At 66.8% G+C, this 20,417-nt stretch carries 22 protein-coding genes; 9 read left to right on the forward strand and 13 right to left on the reverse strand.

Annotated elements, in window-relative coordinates:
- The first annotated feature begins 139 nt into the window (after positions 1 to 139).
- Positions 140 to 1,096: a sigma-54-dependent Fis family transcriptional regulator gene (locus COW1_RS12950; RefSeq protein ID WP_201344430.1), complete on the forward strand. Its 957-nt coding sequence runs from the start codon at positions 140 to 142 to the stop codon at positions 1,094 to 1,096.
- Between the two features lie 165 nt (positions 1,097 to 1,261).
- Here COW1_RS12950 and COW1_RS12955 read toward each other — a convergent pair whose 3' ends face one another.
- Complete coding sequence (locus COW1_RS12955) at positions 1,262 to 1,642, reverse strand: SirB2 family protein (protein ID WP_201344431.1); 381 nt, start codon at positions 1,640 to 1,642, stop codon at positions 1,262 to 1,264.
- Positions 1,643 to 1,795: 153 nt separating this feature from the next.
- Here COW1_RS12955 and COW1_RS12960 point away from each other — a divergent pair, with 153 nt between their 5' ends.
- The 5 genes from COW1_RS12960 to COW1_RS12980 all read left to right on the forward strand — a co-directional run bounded on the left by COW1_RS12960 (position 1,796) and on the right by COW1_RS12980 (position 6,492).
- A complete protein-coding gene (locus tag COW1_RS12960; RefSeq protein ID WP_096363743.1) occupies positions 1,796 to 2,656 on the forward strand; it encodes a hypothetical protein in 861 nt (286 codons plus the stop codon).
- Positions 2,657 to 2,661: 5 nt separating this feature from the next.
- The gene (locus tag COW1_RS12965; RefSeq protein WP_201344432.1) at positions 2,662 to 2,994 is read left to right on the forward strand and encodes a hypothetical protein; all 333 of its coding nucleotides are present in this window, start codon (positions 2,662 to 2,664) and stop codon (positions 2,992 to 2,994) included.
- Positions 2,995 to 3,019: 25 nt separating this feature from the next.
- Entirely contained in the window at positions 3,020 to 4,498 is a 1,479-nt protein-coding gene (locus COW1_RS12970) for a 2Fe-2S iron-sulfur cluster-binding protein (RefSeq protein ID WP_201344433.1), read from the forward strand.
- Between the two features lie 90 nt (positions 4,499 to 4,588).
- Positions 4,589 to 4,930, forward strand: coding sequence for a hypothetical protein (locus COW1_RS12975; protein ID WP_096363737.1), 342 nt, complete (start codon positions 4,589 to 4,591; stop codon positions 4,928 to 4,930).
- Positions 4,927 to 6,492: an FTR1 family protein gene (locus tag COW1_RS12980; RefSeq protein WP_096363735.1), complete on the forward strand. Its 1,566-nt coding sequence runs from the start codon at positions 4,927 to 4,929 to the stop codon at positions 6,490 to 6,492. Before COW1_RS12975 ends, COW1_RS12980 begins: the two co-directional genes overlap by 4 nt.
- 12 nt (positions 6,493 to 6,504) lie before the next feature.
- Here the strand turns inward: COW1_RS12980 and COW1_RS12985 are convergent, their stop codons facing one another.
- Complete coding sequence (locus COW1_RS12985; RefSeq protein WP_096363733.1) at positions 6,505 to 6,801, reverse strand: hypothetical protein; 297 nt, start codon at positions 6,799 to 6,801, stop codon at positions 6,505 to 6,507.
- Between the two features lie 271 nt (positions 6,802 to 7,072).
- The gene (locus COW1_RS12990) at positions 7,073 to 8,005 is read right to left on the reverse strand and encodes a histone deacetylase family protein (protein ID WP_096367428.1); all 933 of its coding nucleotides are present in this window, start codon (positions 8,003 to 8,005) and stop codon (positions 7,073 to 7,075) included.
- 102 nt (positions 8,006 to 8,107) lie between these two features.
- Between COW1_RS12990 and COW1_RS12995 the strand changes: the two genes are divergently transcribed.
- Positions 8,108 to 10,795: a bifunctional acetate--CoA ligase family protein/GNAT family N-acetyltransferase gene (locus COW1_RS12995; RefSeq protein WP_201346104.1), complete on the forward strand. Its 2,688-nt coding sequence runs from the start codon at positions 8,108 to 8,110 to the stop codon at positions 10,793 to 10,795.
- Here the strand turns inward: COW1_RS12995 and COW1_RS13000 are convergent.
- Genes COW1_RS13000 through COW1_RS13010 form a run of 3 tightly spaced genes read right to left on the reverse strand, consistent with a single transcriptional unit; the run spans position 10,779 to position 12,558 of the window.
- On the reverse strand, positions 10,779 to 11,393 hold the full coding sequence (locus COW1_RS13000; RefSeq protein WP_201344434.1) for a hypothetical protein: 615 nt from the start codon (positions 11,391 to 11,393) through the stop codon (positions 10,779 to 10,781). The two genes, COW1_RS12995 and COW1_RS13000, sit on opposite strands and share 17 nt — an antisense overlap.
- Before the next feature lie 17 nt (positions 11,394 to 11,410).
- On the reverse strand, positions 11,411 to 12,106 hold the full coding sequence (locus COW1_RS13005; protein WP_201344435.1) for a VIT family protein: 696 nt from the start codon (positions 12,104 to 12,106) through the stop codon (positions 11,411 to 11,413).
- 23 nt (positions 12,107 to 12,129) lie between these two features.
- On the reverse strand, positions 12,130 to 12,558 hold the full coding sequence (locus tag COW1_RS13010) for a CBS domain-containing protein (protein WP_201344436.1): 429 nt from the start codon (positions 12,556 to 12,558) through the stop codon (positions 12,130 to 12,132).
- Positions 12,559 to 12,707: 149 nt separating this feature from the next.
- Between COW1_RS13010 and COW1_RS13015 the strand changes: the two genes are divergently transcribed.
- Entirely contained in the window at positions 12,708 to 13,229 is a 522-nt protein-coding gene (locus COW1_RS13015; protein WP_201344437.1) for a C40 family peptidase, read from the forward strand.
- A 1-nt stretch (position 13,230) separates the two neighbouring features.
- On the opposite strand, the gene COW1_RS13020 is transcribed toward COW1_RS13015, so the two are convergent.
- The 3 genes from COW1_RS13020 to COW1_RS13030 all read right to left on the reverse strand — a co-directional run bounded on the left by COW1_RS13020 (position 13,231) and on the right by COW1_RS13030 (position 14,779).
- Positions 13,231 to 13,872: a pyroglutamyl-peptidase I gene (locus COW1_RS13020; protein WP_201344438.1), complete on the reverse strand. Its 642-nt coding sequence runs from the start codon at positions 13,870 to 13,872 to the stop codon at positions 13,231 to 13,233.
- 43 nt (positions 13,873 to 13,915) lie between these two features.
- Complete coding sequence (locus COW1_RS13025) at positions 13,916 to 14,212, reverse strand: hypothetical protein (protein ID WP_201344439.1); 297 nt, start codon at positions 14,210 to 14,212, stop codon at positions 13,916 to 13,918.
- Between the two features lie 96 nt (positions 14,213 to 14,308).
- On the reverse strand, positions 14,309 to 14,779 hold the full coding sequence (locus COW1_RS13030) for a bacteriohemerythrin (RefSeq protein WP_201344440.1): 471 nt from the start codon (positions 14,777 to 14,779) through the stop codon (positions 14,309 to 14,311).
- Between the two features lie 407 nt (positions 14,780 to 15,186).
- Between COW1_RS13030 and COW1_RS13035 the strand changes: the two genes are divergently transcribed.
- Complete coding sequence (locus COW1_RS13035) at positions 15,187 to 15,498, forward strand: hypothetical protein (RefSeq protein ID WP_096363719.1); 312 nt, start codon at positions 15,187 to 15,189, stop codon at positions 15,496 to 15,498.
- On the opposite strand, the gene mdoH is transcribed toward COW1_RS13035, so the two are convergent.
- The 4 genes from mdoH to COW1_RS13055 all read right to left on the reverse strand — a co-directional run bounded on the left by mdoH (position 15,480) and on the right by COW1_RS13055 (position 20,332).
- Positions 15,480 to 17,636, reverse strand: a complete 2,157-nt coding sequence (gene mdoH / locus COW1_RS13040) for a glucans biosynthesis glucosyltransferase MdoH (RefSeq protein ID WP_096363717.1) — start codon at positions 17,634 to 17,636, stop codon at positions 15,480 to 15,482. The two genes, COW1_RS13035 and mdoH, sit on opposite strands and share 19 nt — an antisense overlap.
- A gap of 21 nt (positions 17,637 to 17,657) precedes the next feature.
- Positions 17,658 to 17,915: a hypothetical protein gene (locus COW1_RS13045; RefSeq protein ID WP_096363715.1), complete on the reverse strand. Its 258-nt coding sequence runs from the start codon at positions 17,913 to 17,915 to the stop codon at positions 17,658 to 17,660.
- The gene (locus tag COW1_RS13050; RefSeq protein WP_201344441.1) at positions 17,912 to 19,465 is read right to left on the reverse strand and encodes a glucan biosynthesis protein G; all 1,554 of its coding nucleotides are present in this window, start codon (positions 19,463 to 19,465) and stop codon (positions 17,912 to 17,914) included. Before COW1_RS13050 ends, COW1_RS13045 begins: the two co-directional genes overlap by 4 nt.
- Before the next feature lie 117 nt (positions 19,466 to 19,582).
- Positions 19,583 to 20,332, reverse strand: coding sequence for a ParA family protein (locus COW1_RS13055; protein ID WP_096363711.1), 750 nt, complete (start codon positions 20,330 to 20,332; stop codon positions 19,583 to 19,585).
- Positions 20,333 to 20,417 lie beyond the last annotated feature (85 nt).

Consider the following 20,417-nt stretch of genomic DNA (forward strand, 5'->3'; position numbering starts at 1 on the left):
TTGCACTAAAATTAGTGTTAACTTTAAATCAAGTCAATACTCAGATTAAAGTGATCGACGTGGCGATCTGACCCAAATCAAGCCATTTGACGTGCCGGTGCGGCTACAATGAGTGCATGCCACCAGTGGGGGAGAGACGATGAGTTGTTTCGAGAATCTCATGATCGGCCAGGCGCCGGCGCTGAAGACCCAACTGCGTGCCGCTGCCCTGGCGGCCGCCACGGACGTCCCCATCCTTATCGCGGGCGAGAGCGGAACGGGCAAGGATCTGCTGGCCCAGGCCATTCACCGGGAGAGCCGGCGTGCCGCCGGTCCCTTCGTCCCGGTCAACTGTGCCTCGCTGCCGGACGGGCTGGTCGAGTCCCTGCTCTACGGTCACCGGCGCGGGGCCTTCACCGGCGCCGTGGTCGACCAGGCCGGTTACATCCAGCAGGCGCGTGGCGGCACCCTGTTCCTGGACGAGGTCGGCGAACTGCCCGGCCCGGCCCAGGCCAAGCTGCTGCGCTTCCTGGAGACGCGCGAGTGTCAGCCTCTGGGTCAGGCCCGGCCGGATCAGGTCGAACTGCGGGTACTGGCCGCGACCAACCGCGACCTGGCCGCGGACGCGGCCGCCGGGCGCTTCCGCCAGGACCTGTTCTATCGGCTCAACGTGGTACCGGTGCAGATGCCGGCCCTGCGCGAGCGGCGCGAGGATATCCCGGCGCTGGTGGAGCATCTCACCGGGCAGCTGTCCCGGCAGCACGACCTGGCGCCGCCGCGCTACCCGGCCGCCACCCTGACCCGGCTGCAGCGCTATGACTGGCCGGGCAATGTGCGCGAGTTGCGCAATTTCTGCGAGCGCGCCCTGATCCTGTTCAGCGGCCGCGAGGTGCAGCCATCGAACCTGCCGGCGGAGTTGCGCGCCCCGCAACCGGCAGCGAAGGTCGGCGGCTTCGCCCTGCCGGCCGGCGGTGTGGATCTGGGTTCACTGGAATCGGACCTGATCCAGCAGGCGCTGACCCAGACCGGCGGCAACCGCAGCCGGGCCGCGCGGCTGCTGGGGCTGACCCGCGACACCCTGCTCTATCGCATCAAGAAGTGGGGAATCGAGTGCTGATTCATAGTCGTATAGCCACGGAAAGCCCGGACAAAGCGCTGTAGGTTGGGTTAGGCGCGACAGCGCCGTAACCCAACGAGCGCAGCCTGAATGTTGGGTTACGCCCTACGGGCTAACCCAACCTGCCTGCTACAGGGCTTTGTCCGGGTTTTCCGTGGCCATCGATCACAACGGCCAGGCCCGGCGCGCCAGCGCCACACTCACGATGTAGGCGAACACCAGCAGCGCCAGCACACCGAAGCCGAGTCGTACCGGTTTGGCAAAGCGCGGTTTCAGCGCCAGCATTCCCAGCAGGATATAGACCACCAGCGCGACCAGCTTGGCTGTCAGCCAGTCCTGGGCCAGCGGATACTGGCGCGACAGCACCGCCAGGGTGATGCCCGAGGCCAGCAGCAGGGTATCGTTGATGTGCGGCAGCACCTTCACCGGGCGCAGCCCGAGCCAGGCCTCGCGCCACAGCATCAGTGCCAGGCGCAGGGCAAAGCCGCCGCCGCTGATGATCACGGTGGCGACATGCAGGATTTTTATGGCGGTGTAATCGGGCATTGTTGTCGTTGGTCTGGTTGTGAATGGCCGCGCCCCGGCGCGGACAGGGCCGCAGCTGACGGTTGTATCTGTGTTTATTGCAGGGTTGCACGCCGGCGGCGGGCAGGTCTACTGTAAACTTCAGACACCGGCCTGAGGGAGACTGCGCACCACATGGCCCAATACTACTCGATACGCCGCTTCTGCCCCTACCAGGGCGTGATTCAGGTGGTGGACGTGGGCAATGCGCGCGCCTATTCCACCGACGGCCGCCACTGGCAGGTACGGGTGCAGAATGCCTCGGGACGGCTGCGCTGGCATGCCACCGACTGCGATGCCGGCGACCTGGCCAGCCGCGAGACCAATGCCGACCAGCTGATGCGCGCACTCAACGAACGTCCGCCCATCCCTTTCCCGCTGGCCGACCGGTTCGAGTTGTGGCTGCTGCACCGGGAGACGCGTCTGCCGCTGGCCATCGTCAAGAGCCGGGTCACGCGCGAGGAAACGGAGTCGGACCGCATCACCAATCCGACCTGGCAGCCGTTTCTGATGTCGAGAAACGAGTTCCGCTCCCCCGCACTGGAGGCCGCACGCAGCCATTGTGACCCGCACGTGCGTCCGCCGCGGGCCCAGGATGTGCTGGAACGCCAGGTCAACCTGGCCGGACGGCCGCTGCCGGTGCTGCAGTGGTTCGAGCGCCTGGAGGATGGCAGCGGCATCGGTCACGGCGGCATGCGGGTCGAAGGTGAACTCACCGGCCGCCACCTGCCGGCCGAGGCCTTCCCGGAACTGCTGGTCGATCCCGAGTGGCCGCAGGGCCTGGAGCGGGAACTGGTGCGTGAATACCATGAATGGAACGCGCCCTTCCTGCTGGCGCACCAGCGGCTGCGCGAGGACACGCGCCGCTGGCTGGAGACGGCCGCGCGCCAGCGGCCCGAAAGCCTGCTGGACAACTATCCCATGTATCCGCAGGTACTGGATGCGGAGGCCATGCAGGTCACCCTGGTCTCGGCCAAGCTGATCAAGGCCTCCTGAGTTTCATGCCGGACAGTGAACTGATGCGGCTGGCCGAGTCCCTGCGGCGTGAGCAGGCCGAGTACCGGCTGAGCGCGCCGCCCGGCGAGACCGAGGCCCGGTTCGAATTCATCGGCCGCTTCGAGCACACAGCGGTCATCTGGCAGGCGCGGTTGCGGGCGCTCGGCAGTGGCCGGCGCGAGCAGTTCATCGAGATCGGCCCGGCCGCGGGCGAACGGCGGCCGCTGACCGTGGGCCTGGCGCTGGATCGCATCGATCCGCCCGCCATCCTGAAAACCGTTATCATGATCCGCAACTACAAACGCCTGCGCGAAGGCCGCCACGCCTGGCGGGCCTGAGTGCAGGCGTCGACGAGGACATTGCATGGCACAACTGATCAGCCTGTCGCGCGCCGCCCGCCTGGTGGGGGTGAAGCGCGCGACCCTGCAGAAACAGATCCGCGAGGGCGAACTGCACACCTTCGAGGGCGAACTGGACCTGAGCGAACTGCTCAAGGTCTATCCCAAGACCGACCTCGACGGCAGCGGGATGGTGGAGCGTGCCGACCGCATCATCGAGAACGCCTTCGGCAAGGTGCTCGACACCAAGGATCTGCCCGACGCCGAGGTGCTGGCCACCCGCGTCACCCTGCTCAGCCACGAACTGGGCACGGCGCGGGCGCGGGTGAACCGCTTCAACAAGCTGGTCAGCCGTATCAGCGACAAGCTGGATTCATTGGAGCAGGCCGTGGGCGATCCGGCCGTGAAGGCCTTCCGTCAGTGGCTGGAGAGTGAGATCGACGAAGTGCAATCCGCGCAGGGCCTGCACGATGAGGTGCTGGCCACCGATACCTTCATGCGCCTGCTGGCCGCCCACGTCCAACTCAAGCCCAGCGGACACGACTTCTTCCTCAACGGCAGCGAGACCCTGCTGCACGCCGGGCTGCGTTCGGGCATGCAGTTCAGATACGGCTGCACCGACGGCAGCTGCGGCCGCTGCCGGGCGAAGGTCATCAGCGGCGAGGCCAAGCGCGTGCGGGCCTACCCCGAATGCCTGTCGGAAGACGAACTGGCGGCGGGCTATGTCACCCTGTGCGCGCACACCGCCATGACCGACGTGCTGCTGCAGGTCGACGAGGTCATCCGGCCGGAGGAGATCGAGTCCCAGGTCCTGCCTGCCACCCTGCGCCGGGTCGACGACCTGGGTCAGGGCATGGTCGGCCTGGTGGTCAATCCGGTTGAGCCGCACCGGCTGCAGTTCCTCTCCGGCCAGTCGGCGCGGATCCGCATCGGCGATGCCGCGGCCAGCTACCCCATCGCCAGCTGTCCCTGTGACGAGACCCAGATCGAGTTCCACATCAACACCGCCGACGACAATCCGCTGGCCGCACGGGTGGCCGCCGGGCTCGACGACGTCGAGACGCTGGATCTGGAAGGCCCGCGTGGCGACTTCGTTCTCAACCTCGAGTCGGTGCATTCGCTGGTGTTCATCGCCTGGGATCGCGAATTCGCCTCCATCAAGAGCCTGATCGAACAGGCCCTGGCGCTGGACGTGGCCGAACAGATCTACATCTACTGGGTGACCACGGACGGCAGCAGACCCTACCTGCACAACCTTTGCCGCGCCTGGCAGGACGCCATCGACAACGTCAACTACACGCGGCTGGAGGCCGATCCCGCAGTCTACGGCGCGCGCGCGCGGGAGGTGGTTGGCGATACCCTGGCCGAACTGGCCGGGCAGCACTACAACGTGAAGGTGTTCGATTTCTACATCGGCGGGCCCGAGACTGTCACCGAGGCCAGCCGCAAGTATCTCGTCGCCCGCGGCGTGCCCCCGGCGCAGGTGCGCACCCGGCACGACTGACCGAGTCCCGAGTTATATGTAGTTAATTCAAATGAGAATGATTGTAATTCACTGCTGCTTTGCGCATTCTTGCGCCAGAGGTGAATTGCAATGCGACGTCTTCTTTTCCTGCTCCTGACCTGTCTGCCCCTGTCGGTGCTGGCGCAGGTCGATACCGGCCGGCTGGTGCAGATGGTCGACTACATCGGCGTCGATTATGCCGCGGCCGTGGCCGATGGCGAGATCATCAGCCAGGGCGAATACCGCGAGATGCAGGATTTCGCCGCCGCGGTGCGACGGCAGATCGCAGCGCTGGAGGCAGGTAAGGCCAGCGCCGAGTTGGCAGACCAGGCGCGGCAGCTGCAGCAGCTGGTTGCCGAGCGTGAAGCGCCGGCTGAAGTCGCCGGGGCCGCGGCCGCGCTGTCCCGACAGCTGTTGCAACGCTGGACATGACAGTGGTTCCGCGCCGCGCCCCCGACCTGCGCCGCGCCCGGGCACTGTTCAGCGAACACTGCGCCAGCTGCCACGGTGTCGAGGGCCGCGGTAACGGTGCGCTGGCCTCAGGCATGGAGCCGGCCCCGACCAATTTCCAGGATCCCGAACGCTATGCCCAGCGCACCCTCTATGGCCTGTACAGCACGATCAGCCTGGGTGTGGAAGACACCGGCATGGCCGGGTACACCGGCCAACTCAGTGAATTCGAACGCTGGAGCCTTGCCTTCCTCGTCGGCAGTCTCGCGGCCGACAAGGATGCAGTGGCCGCGGGGGCGGCCGCCTGGCAGCAGGCGGCTGGCGGGCATCCGCTGCAGTCCCTGGATACCCTGACCACCACGACACCGGAGCAGGCCGGGGCGGTCTGGGGCGCGGCCGGGCGGATCCTGATGGCGCATGCGCGCACTCACCCCGAGGCGCTGTTCGCCGACCGGTCACCGCTGGCGTTTGCACGCGACCAACTTCAGGCCAGCGTTGAGGCTTACCGGGGCGGTGATCGGGACGCGGCCCATGCCGCGGCCGTTTCGGCCTATCTGGACGGCTTCGAACTGGCCGAACACGGCCTGGATGCGGTAGCCCCGGAATTGCGCCGTGAGATCGAGGCCGCCATGACGGCCTACCGCGGGTTGGTGCGCAGCCAGCTGCCGCCGGCCCGGGTGGAGGCCGAGGCGCAGCGGATCCTGGAGCAGCTGGACCTGGCAGCAAAACGGCTGGAAACCGACACCCTGTCGAATACCGCCGCCTTCAGCGGCGCGCTGGTCATCCTGCTGCGCGAGGGGCTGGAGGCCTTGCTGGTGGTGGCGGCCCTGGCCGCTTTCCTGATCAGGACAGAGCGCCGCGAGGGCCTGCGTTATCTTCATCTGGGCTGGGTCGGCGCGCTGTTGCTGGGCGGGCTGACCTGGTGGTTGTCGCGATCATTGCTCGATTTCAGTGGCGCGAGTCGCGAGATCACCGAGGGCGTGGCCGCGCTGGTGGCCATGACGGTGTTGTTCTATGTCGGCTTCTGGATGCACAACAAGACCCATGCCCGCCAGTGGCAGCGTTTCATCCAGGGCTCGGTGGAGAAGGCGCTCAGCACCGGCACCCTGTGGGCGCTCACCGGCCTGGCCTTCGTGGCGGTCTACCGTGAGGTGTTCGAGACCATTCTGTTCTATCAGGCCATGTGGGTGCAGGCCGACGCGACGGGGCAGGGCTACATGCTGGGTGGCTTCGTCGCGGCGGCGGGCCTGCTGGCGATGATGGGGTGGTTGATCCTGCGCTACAGCGTGCGGTTGCCGCTGCGACAGTTCTTCGCCGTGACCAGCCTGTTCATGTTCATGCTGGCCATCGTATTCGCCGGCAAGGGCGTGGCGGCATTGCAGGAGGCCGGCAAGCTGCCGGTCGATCCGGTCAGCTTCCCACGCATCGAACTGCTGGGGATCTACCCGAACCTGGAGGGGCTGCTGCTGCAGGCACTGCTCGCGCTGATCGCGATCGGGCTCATCGTGGCCGGCCGCCGACAGTCACCGGCCGCGGCTGGCTGAGCCGGACGGGATTCAGCTGCGGGTCGCGGCGGCGTTGGCCAGGGCGTTGACCCGGGCGCGGATGGCCTCGGCATCGGTGGTATGGATCGACTCCCGGATCAGGATGCGCATGGCATCCAGCGCCTCAGCCACGACATCCTCGTGTCCGTGCTGGGCGGCGACCTTGTCTACGATAAGACAGGCTTCGTAGAGGCCTTCCTGGCGGCCGTCGAGAAATTCGTCCCTGTTCTGCTGGGTGTCGACCTCCGTTGCCGGGGCTTGTCCCTCGGGGTCGAGATCGATAATGGACGCGTTGTGTGATGGATTCATGATCGCTTGTCTGTGTTGTGAATTTCGATCAGGTCCGGCCGCGCTCCCCCCTGGAACTTCCGGGCAACCGGACTACCTACCTTACCCCAGTCCGACAAATAATCCACCCCTTGACTGATTGCCGACTGTAACGACCGGGGAATTCAAGTGTAGACCACAGCCCGGATAAGCCAAGGTATCTTTGCCGGTATCCGTAAGCATCTGATCCGACGGCAGTATAAGCATTAAATAATTACAATATCATGATATGGTGCGACGGATGATGCCTGCCTCAGGCGGCTTCCATCCCCAGCAGCCCGCGCAGATGCGCCGCCACCGAGCGGCCCAGCGCGGCCAGGGCGTAGCCGCCCTCCAGGCAGGAGACGATGCGTCCGCCGGCATGGGTGTCGGCCACCGCCTTGAGCTCGCGGCTGATCCAGTGGTAGTCGGCCTCGGTGAGCAGGAACTGGGCCAGGTCGTCCTCGACGTGGCCGTCGAAGCCGGCCGAGATCAGCAACAGTTGCGGACGGAAGGCGTCCAGCGCGGGCAGCCAGTGCTCGCGGATGGCCTCGCGGAAGGCCTCGCTGCGGGTGCCGGCCGGCAGCGGCACATTGATGATGTGGTCCGACCGGGTCCCGGCCCCGGTGTGCGGGTAATAGGGATGCTGGAAGCTGGAACACAGCAGCACGCGCGGATCCCCGGCGAAGATGTCCTCGGTGCCGTTGCCGTGATGGACATCGAAGTCGGCGATCGCCACCCGCTCCAGCCCGTGCCCGGCCAGGGCGTGGGCGGCGGCGACGGCCACATTGTTGAAGATGCAGAAACCCATGGCGCGGCTGCGGGTGGCGTGATGGCCGGGCGGGCGGACACTGCAGAAAACGGCACCGGCATCATCCCGCATGACCAGGTCCACGCCCAGGATCGCCGCACCGGCCGCGCGCCGGGCGGCCGGGAGTGAATGGATGTTCATGCCGGTATCCGGATCCAGCGCCCGGCGGCCCTGCTCAGGGGCGGCGGCGAAGACGGCCTGCACATAGTCCGGAGCGTGCGCCAGTTCCAGCTGCTCCGGAGTGGCCAGCGGCGCCTCGTAGTGGCGCAGGGCCTGGTCCAGTCCGGTGGACAGCAGCTGATCGTTGATGGCCAGCAGTCGCTGCGGGCTCTCGGGGTGTCCCGGACTGTTCTCGTGCAGCAGACAGTCGGGATGCGAGATGAAGGCGAGGGTCATGGTGGCCAAGTCTGCGCCCGGTGCCGCGATCACTGCAACCCGCCTGTTAGGCGGATGCCTTTATACTCTACCTTTCAGGCAGCGTTATCCGCAGGTGGAATGATGGGCCCGCATTACCTCAACCGGTTGTTCTCCCCCGACAGCATCGCTGTGTTCGGCGCTTCCGACCGCGCCGGTTCGGTCGGCAGCATCGTCTTCCGCAATCTGCGCGAGGGCGGCTTCAAGGGCGCGCTGTTTGCGGTCAATCCGAAGCACCGCAAGGTACAGGATCAGCGTGCCTACAAGGATCTCGCCGCCATCGGCAAACCGGTGGACCTGGCCGTGATTGCCACCCCGGCGGCGACCGTCTCCGGGATCATTGCCCAGTGCGGCCAAGCCGGCGTGCGGGCGGCCGTGGTGCTGTCGGCCGGCTTCGGCGAGGCCGCGGCCGGGGATGCCGGCGAGCGGCTGCAGCGCGAACTGTTGGAGACGGCGCGTCAGCAGGGGGTGCGCATCCTGGGACCGAACTGCCTCGGCATCATGCGCCCGGACGCGGGACTCAATGCCACCTTCAGCCACAACATCGCCCGCCGCGGCAAGCTGGCGCTGGTGTCCCAGTCCGGGGCGCTGTGCACCGCCGTACTCGACTGGGCCCAGGCCGAAGGCATCGGTTTCTCCGCCATGGTCTCGCTGGGCGACGCGGCCGATGTCGATTTCGGTGACCTGCTCAGTTACCTGGCGCTGGATCCCTGGACCCGCGCGATTCTGCTCTATGTCGAGGGCATTCGCGACGCCCGCAGTTTTCTCAGCGGCCTGCGCATCGCCGCGCGCATGAAGCCGGTGGTGGTGGTCAAGGCCGGCCGCCATGCCGACGGCTCACGCGCCGCCGTCTCGCACACCGGCGCCCTGATCGGCGGCGATGATGTCTTCCATGCCGCCCTGCGCCGGGCCGGCGCGGTCCGCGCCTACACCATCAAGCAGCTGTTCAATGCCGCCGAGATCCTGGGCGGCGGCGAGCACCGTGTGCGCGGCAGCCGGCTGGCGATCGTCACCAACGGCGGCGGACCGGGCGTGATGGCGACCGACCGCGCGGCCGAACTGGGCGTGGCGCTGGCCGAACTGGCCCCGGCGACCCTGCAGGCGCTGGAGCAGGCGCTGCCGGCGCACTGGTCGCATGCCAACCCGGTGGATCTGCTGGGGGATGCCGGTCCGGAGCGCTATGGCGCAGCGGTCGAAGCCTGCCTGCGCGATCCCGGCGTGGATGGCGTGCTGGCCATGCTCACGCCGCAGGCCATGACGGACGCCGCGGGCTGCGCCGAGGCGGTCAGTGCGGCCGCCGGTCACGGCGCCAGGCCGCTCATCACCTGCTGGATGGGCGGGCCGCATGTCGCCGCCGCCCATGCGTTGTTCAATCGCCGGGGCATTCCGCACCTGGACACGCCCGAGGCCGCGGTGGAGGCCTTCGCCTATCTGGCCAGTCACCGGCGCAATCAGGAGTTGCTGCTGCAGGTGCCCGGTCCGCTGGGCCGGCGCAGCCGCCCGGACCTGGAGGGGGCGCGGCTGATCATCGAGGAGGCGCTGGCGTCCGGGCGCAGCAGCCTGAGCACCCTGGAGACCAAGGCCGTGCTGCATGCCTTCGGCCTGCCGGTGGTGCCGACCATGGAGGCGGCCACCGCCAACGACGCCCTGGTGGCGGCCGAGGCGCTGGGTTTTCCGGTGGCATTGAAGATCAACTCGCCGGACATCAGCCACAAGTCGGACGTGGCCGGTGTACGGCTGAACATCACCAGCGCGGCGGACGTGCGCAGCACCTTCAATGATCTGCTGGAGGCCGCCCGCAGCCGCCGCCCGGACGCCGAACTCAGGGGGGTGACGGTCGAGCCCATGTACCGCCGCGCCAACGGCCGCGAGTTGCTTATCGGGGTGGTGCGCGACCCGGTATTCGGCCCGGCCATCAGCATCGGCGCCGGCGGCACCATGGTCGAGGTGATGGAGGACCGCTGCGTATCGCTGCCGCCGCTGAACCGCTTCATCGCCCGCGGCATGATCGAACGCACCCGGGCCTGGAAGATGCTGCAGGCCTGGCGCAACCTCCCCGCGGTTGATTTCACTGCGCTGGAGGACGTGCTGCTGCGGGTCTCCGAACTGGTGTGCGAACTGCCGCAGCTGCAGGAACTGGACATCAATCCCCTCATCGTGGACGAACAGGGCGCGCTGGCAGTGGATGCGCGCATGGTCGTGGCCTACCCGCCGCCCGGTGCCCGGCGCTATGCCCACATGGCCATCCATCCCTATCCGGGTGGGCTGGAGACCCGCGAGCAGCTGGCTGACGGCACCGACGTGATCCTGCGCCCCATCCGACCCGAGGATGCCGACATCGAGAAGGACTTCATCCGCCGGCTGTCCTCGCAGTCGAAGTACTTCCGCTTCATGCAGGCGCTGCAGGAACTTACCCCCGAGATGCTGGTGCGTTTCACCCAGATCGACTATGACCTGGAAATGGCGCTGATCGCGGTGGTCGGCGAAGACGGCGGTGAGCGCGAGATCGGGGTGGCGCGCTACAGCACCAACCCGGACGGGCGCAGCTGCGAGTTCGCCATCGTGGTGGCCGACGAATGGCAGCACAAGGGCGTGGGCAACCGGTTGATGGCCAGGTTGATGGAGATCGCCCGGGCGCGCGGCCTGGAAGAGATCGAAGGCGAGGTGCTGGCCGCCAATCAGGAGATGCTGGCCATGGCCGCCAAGCTCGGGTTCAAGGTCACGGTCAGCGACGAGGACCCCAAGCTCAAGCACATCAGCCGGCGTCTCTAGGCGCGGCCGCGCGATAGGGCGCGTAGGTGTAGTATTTCGGTCGCGTATCCAGGCGGGCATGCAGCCAGTGCACGCCCAGACCGGAGGTGCTCAGCCACAGCGGTGCCGGCGACAGCGCCCGGGACAACGCGGCCCCGACCCGCCGCCAGAAGGCGTCGCGCTGGGCGGCCGGTGCCGTGCGCACGAAGGTCAGCAGATGCGCATAACAGTCAGTGGGTTCCCGTGGACAGGGCGCGATCAGCCGGGCATCGCCGCCCGGATTGGCGAATTCGGCAATGCCGTCCCCGCCGCAGTGGCGGTTGAACTGATCGGCAAAGCTGTGCGGGTCGGGCCTGGCCCCGGCCAGTGAAGGGGCGTCGACACACACCTGTTCGTAGGGGCGGTCCAGCGAGTCGAGCGAAGTGGCCGGCGTCTCCCAGAAACAGGCGGCAAAGGGCAGTTCGGCCAGAAATCGATTGAAACGCTCGCGAAAGTCGGGGGCGTCCTGCCACAACTCCATCACCCGGCGCCGGGACAGGGCTGCGCCGTCAGCGAGTATCGTTGCCTTGCATATCCGGCCGCCGTCCCCGGTCGTGCTGTGAAACCGCCAGTCCGTCATGCCGTTGCTGCGACCGGTCACTGGATGCCGCTGTTGAACAGCGAGCCCACGCCGGCGGTCGCAGCCATGGCCAGTACGCCCCAGAAACTGACCCGCATGGCGCCGATCAGGCGGGAGGCGCCGCCGGTATGTGCCGCCAGGATACCGAGCGCGGCGAGGCAGATCAGCGAACTCACGAATACCGTGGCGATGAGTTGATCCAGCGAGGCCAGGGCCGCGCACAGCAGCGGCAGACCTGCGCCGACGGCGAAGGACAGGGCGGAGGTCAGGGCGGCCTGGATCGGCCGGGCGGTGGCGACCTCGGAAATCCCGAGCTCGTCCCGGGCGTGTGCCGCCAGGGCATCCTTGCGCATCAGTTGCTGCGCCACCTGGTGGGCGAGCGCCGGTTCGAGGCCCCGTTCCATATAGATCCCGGCCAGTTCCCGCTGTTCGTAGCGCCGGTTCGTGGCCAGTTCCCGCCGCTCGCGCTCGAGGTCGGCCCGCTCGGTATCGGCCTGGGAGCTGACCGAGACATACTCGCCGGCGGCCATGGACATTGCGCCGGCGACCAGACCGGCCACGCCGGCAATCAGTATATGTTCATGCGTGGCCTGCGAGGCCGCCACCCCGACGATCAGGCTGGCAGTGGAGACGATGCCGTCGTTGGCGCCGAGGACCGCCGCCCTGAGCCAGCCGATATGCTGGGTGCGGTGATGTTCGGGTGGTGGTGGCATGGTATGAGCTCCGCTGCAATGTGTCAGCCGGTGATGTAATGCTCCAGCTGTTCGATGATGAACTGCTGCTCGGCGATCAGGGCGTTGACCAGGTCGCCCATGGAAACGATGCCGATCAGCCGGCCGTCCTCGAGCGCAGGCAGATGGCGGATGCGGTGTTTGGTCATCACGGCCATGGCCTCGTGAATGGTCTGGCCGCCATGGGTGTAGAGCACGCTGCGGCTCATGATGTCGCTGACCCGGGTGCTTTTCGAGGAGCGGCCCTTGAGGATGACCTTGCGGGCGTAGTCGCGTTCCGAGATCAGGCCGACGATCCGTTCATCCTCCACCACCAGAAGCGAGCCGATTTCCTTTTCCGACATCAGGTAGATGGCGTCGTAGACGGAGGCCTGCGGGTGAATCGTCCATACCTGGCCGCCTTTGTCCTGCAGCAGTTGCTTGATGGTTTCCATGCGGGAATCCTCCATAATGCGGGGGTGTCCTTATCGAAAGGATAGTTGCTCGAACAGGCCAATCCAGCGGCTGGCTGCCGGGCCGGGAGTGTCCCGTTCATTCAGTGTTCAGCAGGGACGGCCGATACTGCCAGCACAAGGGGGACGGCATGCGTCGATGGCTGACAAACGGGTTCCGTCTGATGGGGGTACTGATCGCGACGCTGGTCGCGGCGGGGTGTGCCCAGCGGCCGGTCGTGCCGGCCGCGGGCGCCGTGCCGGATCCGGGCTGGAGCGAGTCCCGGGCGCAGCCCCGGCGCGAGCAGCGCCGGCAGCTGGTCGCCCATGCCGAACGGATGCTGGGCCATCCCTATCGCTACGGCGGCGAGAGCCCGCAGCTGGGCTTTGATTGCAGCGGGCTGGTGTATTTCAGCCATCGGCAGCTGGGTATCGAGGTGCCGCGCACCACCCGCGACCAGCGCCGCCGCAGCCGGGCAGTGCCACTGCAGGCCCTGCAGCCGGGGGATCTCGTCTTCTTCGATCTCAGTGACACCAAGACCCGCCATGTCGGCATCTACATCGGCGGCGGCCGATTCATTCACGCGCCCACTTCGGGTAAACGGGTATCGGTGTCCAGCCTGGACAACCCCTACTGGCGCCGGCACCTGGCCGGGGCGGGCAGTTTCCTCTAGTTCATGGCTGCCGGTCGGCGGTTTCCATCAGTGTCTGCACGATGATTGCAATGGCGTTGCGCATGGTGTCCAGCGGCAGGTGCGGCTGATCGGCGAGCGTGCCCTGTGCCTGTATCGGCAGCAGCGGCACATGCAGGAAGCCGCAGTGCAGCGAGCGTCCCTGTTCACGGCTATGGTGCAGGCTCTGATACAGCGTCTGGTTGCACAGGTGAGTGCCGGCATGATTGGAATGCGCGGCGGGGATGCCGGCCCGGGTGAGCGCAGCGATCAGGCGATGCTGCGCCGGCAGGGTGCTCCAGTAGGCGGCCGGCCCTGACGCGATGATGGTTTCCCCGCGCGGTTGGTTGCCGGCCGCGTCCGGCCGCTCGAAATCCTTCAGATTGATCGCGATGCGCTCCAGGCACACCCGATCGCGGCCGCGGGCCTGGCCGGTCAGCAGGCAGTAATCCGGCCGCAGCTGATCCAGCCGATCGCGCAGCAACGGCCAGGCCTGATGGGTATGGGTGGGCAGGATGGCGAAGTGCAGTTCTGCGCAGCACCGCAGCAGCGGCGCGGGCAGATCCGTCTGCAGCGACTCCACCAGCACCTGGGAGGCGTTGACAGCATTGTCGAAGGGTTCGAATCCGGTGATCAGGATACGCATGCCCGCCTCCCTTCGCGGCTCCCCCTGCGCTGCAGACGCCGGATCAGACCGCCATGTGTCCCCGCCATACCATGAGGCCGAGGACAGCGAAGCCGGCGGCCAGGATGCTGCAGGCGATGCCCGGAAGCAGTTGCCCGCGGCCGTTTGTCTGCTCCCGGTTGCGGATGCCGACGAAGGCGCCGGCGGCGGCGACCAGAAACCCGAACTCGCTCATGAACAGCAGGGTGAGCGTGGGCAGACGGGCCGCGTCTGCCGGCTCGGCCGCGCCGCCGCGCAGCAGGGCGAAGGCCAGGACGATGCCGATGCCGGCGGCGATCCAGGGAAAGTTGAGTCGCTTCATGCCGGCTCGATTCTATGCCGACGGGTACGGCATTGCCAACGTTTGCGTCAGCGACAGGCCGCCGCCGGTCGGGCCGACAAGGCGTCGTACTCGTGCCTATTTCCGGCTCGGAATGACCTCGGCCAGGAACCGGGCCGTGACCTGGTCCATGCTGGCGATGTGCTGGAACAGCCAGGACGGGAATACCTCGTAGATGTAGTGTCGCAATGCCGCCATATCGCTGTCTGTCTGCCAGTGCGCGATGACCTGCTCCAGTTCGGCATAGACCCGGTCGTGTTCGCCCTTGTGAACCGGATAGACCGGGAAACCGTACTGGCGCATGAGTTCCTCTTCGCGGGAGAAGTGGGTGCGCATGTGTTCGAGCAATGCCTGCAGCCGGTAGTCCAGTGCGTGCCTGGCCTCGGCGTATGTCGCTGCCTGCGGCAGTAGTACGAGCACTTCGTTGAGCAGATCGATCTCGTCTTCATGCACCGCGTTCATTTCGGCGTTGGACACCTGGGGCAGATCCTCATGGCGCAACAGCCGGGGCGGATGCGGGTCCCGGGATGTGGGTGCATTCTGTGTCATTGACGTTTCCTCCGTGTGCGTGCCTGACGGCAACGGCCAGGCCGGTGCAGACATGCTGCACCCCTGCCCGTCCCGGGGAACTGACAAAGGTCAAGGCGCGAGGCGGGCCGTGTTCGCGCGCCTCCGGCCGCGGCCGCCGTGCGCGGCAGTGATCCAGCTGCGCCGGTATCCCGGCAATCCGGGTTGAAACGCTGCCGCATTCTTGACGAGTGCTGAAGCGACGGTGCCCGCTCACGCGCTCCAACGCGGCTCGCGGTCCGGTGAGTCGCCATAAGCATTTAACCGACAAGGGATTCCTGATACTGCTGCCGCAGACGACAGAATTGGAATATGACTTGCACAATGAAATCGCGATCCCGGCACCCGAACGGGATCGGCAAGGGCAAAGCCAATTTCATGGGTACGACATGGTGAAACAGAAACAACATCAGCGGCGTCGGAACTGGCAGCGGATGCTGGTGGCCGTCACGGGACTCGCCTTGCTCCCGGCGGGCTGGGCCGCGCCCGGCATGAGCTACCAGGTGCTGCCGGCCAGGGTGATCTCGGAAAGCGGGGCGACCGAGATCACCCTGATGGTCGAACAGCCGAGCGGGCGCACCTGGATGCTCAGCCAGCAGGGGGGCGCATCGCCTACCTGGCAACCGCTGTCCTATGGCGACGGCCAGGGCCTGACCACGGCCACCATCCCGCGGCCCGCCCCTTACGCGCCCCAGGACTGAGGCTCAGCCGGGACGCGGCCTGCCGCACCCCCGGCGTCGGCGAGCGCCGGCGTGCGGCACAGGCCATCGATCAGCTGTTTCCAGTACGTCGGCGCATCCGCGCTCCAGGCGGCCTCGTGCAATTGCTGCAGGGCCGGGGCGTCCTGCGCCAGCCAGTCGCGCTGCCAGCGCGCCAGTGCCCGGGGGCCGCCCGTCCGGCACTGCTCGACCAGCGTCATGCGGATTTCCCCACGGCCGGCCAGATCGCCGCCACGCCGGGCCAGCTGCCGATGCAGGGCATTGCGCCAGGGATCGACAATGGCCAGTTCGAAGGGCGACAGCCCGTTCACCGCGGGCAGCACCGGCTGCTCCAGCCGGGTCAGAACGGTCGGCAGCCGGGATTCCTCCGGCGCGAGCAGGAGGCGGGAACGGCGCAGAGCCAGGCCATTGCGATAGCGGCTCAGCCAGACCGAGATCGGCGCGGCGAAGATCAGCGGCAGCGCAATGGGCAGAGACCAGAACACGAACAGCGGCTTGAGCCAGAAGGCGAATCCCGCCCAGCCCAGGGCCAGCAGGCTGCCGGGCGCGTGCTGCCGCAGCGCCGAGCGCCAGCGCAGTTCCTCGGTGCGGTTCTGGCCGGCCCAGTGGATCTCCAGGTTGAACAGGGTTTCCATCACGAAGCGTGAATGGGCCAGCATCCGGATCGGGGCCAGCAGCACGGACAGCAGCAGTTCCAGCCCGGTACCGAGCAGGATGCGGACAGTGCCGCCCATCGCCCGCAGACGCGGCCGATCCAGCAGCAGGTCGATCACTGCCAGCAGCTTGGGCAGGAACAGCACGAACAGAACGCTGGACACCAGCCGCAGCGCCCACTGCGGCTGCCACTGCGGCCACAGCGGGTGCAGCTGGTGCGACTCGGGAAAGTAGTCCACCGGCCAGATGATGAACTGGGTGACCTCGGCTGTGGCCAGCACCAGGAACAGGAACCACAGGGGCGAGGTGAGGTAGGCCATGATGCCCTGGGCAAAGGCGAAGCGGTGGGCCAGGCGCAGGCCCGGCCGGAACAGAAAGTACAGGTGCTGGAGATTGCCGTAGGCCCAGCGGCGGTCGCGCGTCAGGTCGTCGATCAGGCTCGGCGGGGATTCCTCGAAACTCTGTGCCAGTTCCGGTTCCAGCCATACCTCGTGGCCGGCGCGGCGCATCAGCGCGGCCTCGACGAAGTCGTGGCTGAGCACGCTGCCGCCGAGAAAGCCCCGGCCGGTGAGACGGCGCAGGCCGCAATGGCGCATGAAGGGGGCGACGCGGATCACCGCGTTGTGCCCCCAGAATACCGCATCACCCAGCTGCAGCGAGGCCAGGCCGGCGGTGAACAGCGGCCCGTACAAATGGTTGCCGAACTGCTGCAGACGGGCATAGGCGGTGCCGGCGTTGACGATGCGCGGGCTGGTCTGCAGGATCCCGACCTGGGGCGCGGCCTGCATCAGCTGCACCATGCGCACCAGATTGTCGCCACCGATCAGGCTGTCGGCGTCCATGACTATCATATAAGTATACCGAGAGCCCCAGCGGCGCAGAAAATCGGCGATGTTGCCGGTCTTGCGGTTGAGGTTGATGCTGCGACGCCGGTAATGCAGGCGTCCATGGGCGTCGAGTTCCTCGCACAGCCGGTACCAGGCCGTTTGTTCCTCCAGCCAGACATCCGGGTCGCGGCTGTCGGAGAGAATGAAGAACTCGAAGGCCTCGAGCCGGCCGCTGGCGGCGAGGTCCCGATAGGTTTCCCTCACACCGGCAAAGGTGCGCTGCACGTCCTCATGGTAGATGGGGAACACGACGGCCGTCGGCGCGAGTTCGCGGTTGTCCAGCCAGGCCGTTGGGTAGCGCGCGAGCAGGCTCCTGGAATCCCCGCCCAGGCGGCGGATGACAAAGCCGAACACGGCCATCCAGAAACCAATGGAGATCCAGGCGAAGAGCACGGCGAACAGCGCCAGCAGGGCCTGTTCGATCAGGGTGGAACCCTGGTAGGGGAGCACGCCCAGCATGATGTAGGTCGCGCCCGCGGTCTGGGCTGTGACCAGCAGCAGCATCAGCAGCCGGCGGCGGATGGCGGCGGCGCGCCAGATCCGGGCGGCGCCGTGGCTGCGCTGGGACGGGGGAGTCATGCCGTGTCCGACCGGATGCGGTCAGCGGACGGCGGGATAGCCGAGATGGCCGCGGCGCACGGCGGGGGCGGATGCGGGTTGCGGCAGGCGTAACTGCACGGCCGGCAGCGGCTCGTGGGTGAGCCGTGCCGGATTGATGCTGCCGCGGGTATCCAGGATCCGCTGCATCCGGGCCTGGACCTGTTCGCAGGCCGCCTGCGCATCGAGCCCCGCATGACGCAGATAGCAGTACAGGCGGTTGACGGCCTGAATGCAGGACGCTTCGTTATGCGGGATCATTTGCCATTCCCTTTGATATCGTTTTCCGTTGGCAGGGTATAGGTCCAGGTCTCGGACAGCGGCGTAGCGTCACGTTTGAGGTAGGCGCGCAACTCCAGCGGCTTGCCCTCCGCCGGCATGGCCAGGATGGACAGGCGCCAGTGGCCGTTCTGTTCCACATACTCGACATACTGCTCCAGCACCCTGCCGCCGAGCATGGCGGTGACGTCGGCGGTCACCGGGGCATCGGCGGTAAGCCCTTCCAGCGGCCCGCCCTGGAAGTCGGCGATCAGCCGGTAGGCGTTCTCCACGTCGCCTCCGCCCAGGATGTCGCCGAGACCGACAAAGGTATGTTGCACCCGGGCGAGCGGGTGGTCGAGAGACACCAGTCGGCCCAGGTCGATCTCGTAGCGGAAGTCGAAGCGTTTGCCGCCGGCCACCGTGTTCGGCGGCGACCAGAAGGCGACGATATTGTCATTGGTCTCGTCGCTGGTCGGGATCTGTACCAGCACGATGCGTCCGTCCCCCCAGTCCTCACGGGTTCTGACCCAGGCATCCGGCCGGCGCTCATAGTCGGCTTCCGGGTCCTGGTAGGAGGCGAAACTGCCATCGCGCTGGAACAGGCCGAAGCCGCGCACATTCCGGGTCGAGAAACTGAAGGTCTGCAGCCGGGTCGGATTGATCAGTGGGCGCCACAACCATTCACCGCTGCCGTCATGGATGAGCAGCCCGTCCGAGTCATGCACCTCCGGGCGCCAGTTGCCGAGCGGCCGGGCGGTGTTCTCGCCATAGAAGAACATGCTGGTCAGCGGCGCGATGCCCAGCAGTTCGATGCGCTCGCGGGTGAACAGGGTGGAGTTGATCTCCACCCGGGTCGGCTGTCCGGGGTGGATGGTGAATTCGTAGGCGCCGGTGACGCGCTTGCTGTCGAGCAGTCCGTAGACCTTCATGCTGCTGGCCTGCGGGTGCGGACGGATCAGCCAGAATTCCCGGAAGATGGGAAATTCCTCGCCCGACAACAGTCCGGTGTCAAGCGCCAGGCCGCGTTTGGACAGACCGAAGTGATCGCCGGCGCCAACGCCACGGAAGTAACTGGCGCCGGCGAATACCAGGAACTGGTCCTGTACCCCGGCCTTGTTGATGGGATAGGTCAGCTTGAAGCCGGCATAGCCGAGATCGGCCGGCACCTTTTTTCTCAGTGCCTCATCGCCGAAGCTGAACAGTTCCTTGCGAAAGGGCAGCAGGTGTACGCCCTCGGCATCCACGATGTTGATTCTGACCGGGTGTCGATAGGTGCGCCCGGCGGGCACCAGCATGACCTGGAACCGGGTCCGGCTCGGCGACCAGAGTTGCTGGGCGGGATCGAAGCGGATGCTGCGGAATTCGTCGTAGCCGAGGTTCTGCATGAAGCCCGGGATGGGGTCGGGCGCCTGGTAGGGCTCGGCGGCCAGCGTCTCGGCCCTGGCGATAACGTCCTCAAGGCCGAAGGCCGACGCCTGAGCGGACAGGCACAGGCCCATCAGGAACGCGGCGGCTCTGCCTGCAGTGGGAGGGAGTCTGAAAGTCTTCATGTTAATTCTGATGTTATGCGTTGGTGGCAGTGGCTACGGCAGGCGGATCAACATATATAGGGGGCGCGGATAATGCAAGCCGGCGCGGCGGGGACGGGGTGATGAACACGGGCGGCCCTACCGGTCGCGGTTGATGCCCGAATCCTTGTCATGCGGCCCGCCGACCGGCTGCGCCGGGAACTGCAGTTCACCGCCCAGGCTTGCCTGTCGGGACATCTCGATACGGTCGAGCCAGTCGCACAGCTGTTGCCAGGGGGCGGCATCGCGGCTGTGTTCCCGGTAGTCCAGTTCGTGGATGCCGAGACCTTCCTCACTGGCCTGGAGGTACTGCTGGGTGTCACGCAGCCGCGCGGCCACCGGCATGCCGAGTTCATCCAGGAAGCGTTCGAGTTTGGATAGCGAGCGGGTATTGAATCGCAGCCGGTTGGCGATGATGCCGAGCGCCTTGTTCTGCGCCCGCACCCGGCCCTTGAGCAACAGGTCGCGAATGAAATCCGCCGAGGACTGGATGTCGATCGCGGACTGCAGCACGGGGATCAGGATGACGTCCGCCTCGGCGACCCGGTCCTCGAAGTCGATCCCGTCGAAGCCGGCGGGCGTGTCGATGATGATGCGGCGGGTGTCGGGCGGCACCCGCATGTGGAAGGCGCGGGTCATGCCCGGTCTGGGCGGTCTGTGCGCGGCCAGGTGGTAGATTGCAGCCCGGCCCCGCGGCCGTTGCACGGCCCAGCGCATGGCCGAGCCCTGAGGGTCGTAATCGAACAGCGCCGTTCCCACGCCCTGGTGGGCGTAGTAGCTGGCGAGGTTGGTTGCCACAGTGGTTTTACCGCAACCGCCTTTGGCGTTCATGACGATGATGCGTAGCATGGCGATCTGGATTCGGCATCGTGGAGTCTGGGGCGGGAGCCAGAATATACACCTGTCGCCGGAGAATGGAACCGGTTGAAAATGC

Source organism: Thiohalobacter sp. COW1 (assembly GCF_016629505.1).
In the GTDB taxonomy this organism is placed as follows: Bacteria; Pseudomonadota; Gammaproteobacteria; order Thiohalobacterales; family Thiohalobacteraceae; genus Thiohalobacter; species Thiohalobacter thiocyanaticus_A.

Excerpts from the sequence above, each read along its gene's own strand:
- COW1_RS12950 (WP_201344430.1), top strand. The coding sequence starts at position 140 with ATGAGTTGTTTCGAGAATCTCATGATCGGCCAGGCGCCGGCGCTGAAG.
- COW1_RS12955 (WP_201344431.1), bottom strand. The coding sequence starts at position 1,642 with ATGCCCGATTACACCGCCATAAAAATCCTGCATGTCGCCACCGTGATC.
- COW1_RS12960 (WP_096363743.1), top strand. The coding sequence starts at position 1,796 with ATGGCCCAATACTACTCGATACGCCGCTTCTGCCCCTACCAGGGCGTG.
- COW1_RS12965 (WP_201344432.1), top strand. The coding sequence starts at position 2,662 with ATGCCGGACAGTGAACTGATGCGGCTGGCCGAGTCCCTGCGGCGTGAG.
- COW1_RS12970 (WP_201344433.1), top strand. The coding sequence starts at position 3,020 with ATGGCACAACTGATCAGCCTGTCGCGCGCCGCCCGCCTGGTGGGGGTG.
- COW1_RS12975 (WP_096363737.1), top strand. The coding sequence starts at position 4,589 with ATGCGACGTCTTCTTTTCCTGCTCCTGACCTGTCTGCCCCTGTCGGTG.
- COW1_RS12980 (WP_096363735.1), top strand. The coding sequence starts at position 4,927 with ATGACAGTGGTTCCGCGCCGCGCCCCCGACCTGCGCCGCGCCCGGGCA.
- COW1_RS12985 (WP_096363733.1), bottom strand. The coding sequence starts at position 6,801 with ATGAATCCATCACACAACGCGTCCATTATCGATCTCGACCCCGAGGGA.
- COW1_RS12990 (WP_096367428.1), bottom strand. The coding sequence starts at position 8,005 with ATGACCCTCGCCTTCATCTCGCATCCCGACTGTCTGCTGCACGAGAAC.
- COW1_RS12995 (WP_201346104.1), top strand. The coding sequence starts at position 8,108 with ATGGGCCCGCATTACCTCAACCGGTTGTTCTCCCCCGACAGCATCGCT.
- COW1_RS13000 (WP_201344434.1), bottom strand. The coding sequence starts at position 11,393 with ATGACGGACTGGCGGTTTCACAGCACGACCGGGGACGGCGGCCGGATA.
- COW1_RS13005 (WP_201344435.1), bottom strand. The coding sequence starts at position 12,106 with ATGCCACCACCACCCGAACATCACCGCACCCAGCATATCGGCTGGCTC.
- COW1_RS13010 (WP_201344436.1), bottom strand. The coding sequence starts at position 12,558 with ATGGAAACCATCAAGCAACTGCTGCAGGACAAAGGCGGCCAGGTATGG.
- COW1_RS13015 (WP_201344437.1), top strand. The coding sequence starts at position 12,708 with ATGCGTCGATGGCTGACAAACGGGTTCCGTCTGATGGGGGTACTGATC.
- COW1_RS13020 (WP_201344438.1), bottom strand. The coding sequence starts at position 13,872 with ATGCGTATCCTGATCACCGGATTCGAACCCTTCGACAATGCTGTCAAC.
- COW1_RS13025 (WP_201344439.1), bottom strand. The coding sequence starts at position 14,212 with ATGAAGCGACTCAACTTTCCCTGGATCGCCGCCGGCATCGGCATCGTC.
- COW1_RS13030 (WP_201344440.1), bottom strand. The coding sequence starts at position 14,779 with ATGACACAGAATGCACCCACATCCCGGGACCCGCATCCGCCCCGGCTG.
- COW1_RS13035 (WP_096363719.1), top strand. The coding sequence starts at position 15,187 with ATGGTGAAACAGAAACAACATCAGCGGCGTCGGAACTGGCAGCGGATG.
- mdoH (WP_096363717.1), bottom strand. The coding sequence starts at position 17,636 with ATGACTCCCCCGTCCCAGCGCAGCCACGGCGCCGCCCGGATCTGGCGC.
- COW1_RS13045 (WP_096363715.1), bottom strand. The coding sequence starts at position 17,915 with ATGATCCCGCATAACGAAGCGTCCTGCATTCAGGCCGTCAACCGCCTG.
- COW1_RS13050 (WP_201344441.1), bottom strand. The coding sequence starts at position 19,465 with ATGAAGACTTTCAGACTCCCTCCCACTGCAGGCAGAGCCGCCGCGTTC.
- COW1_RS13055 (WP_096363711.1), bottom strand. The coding sequence starts at position 20,332 with ATGCTACGCATCATCGTCATGAACGCCAAAGGCGGTTGCGGTAAAACC.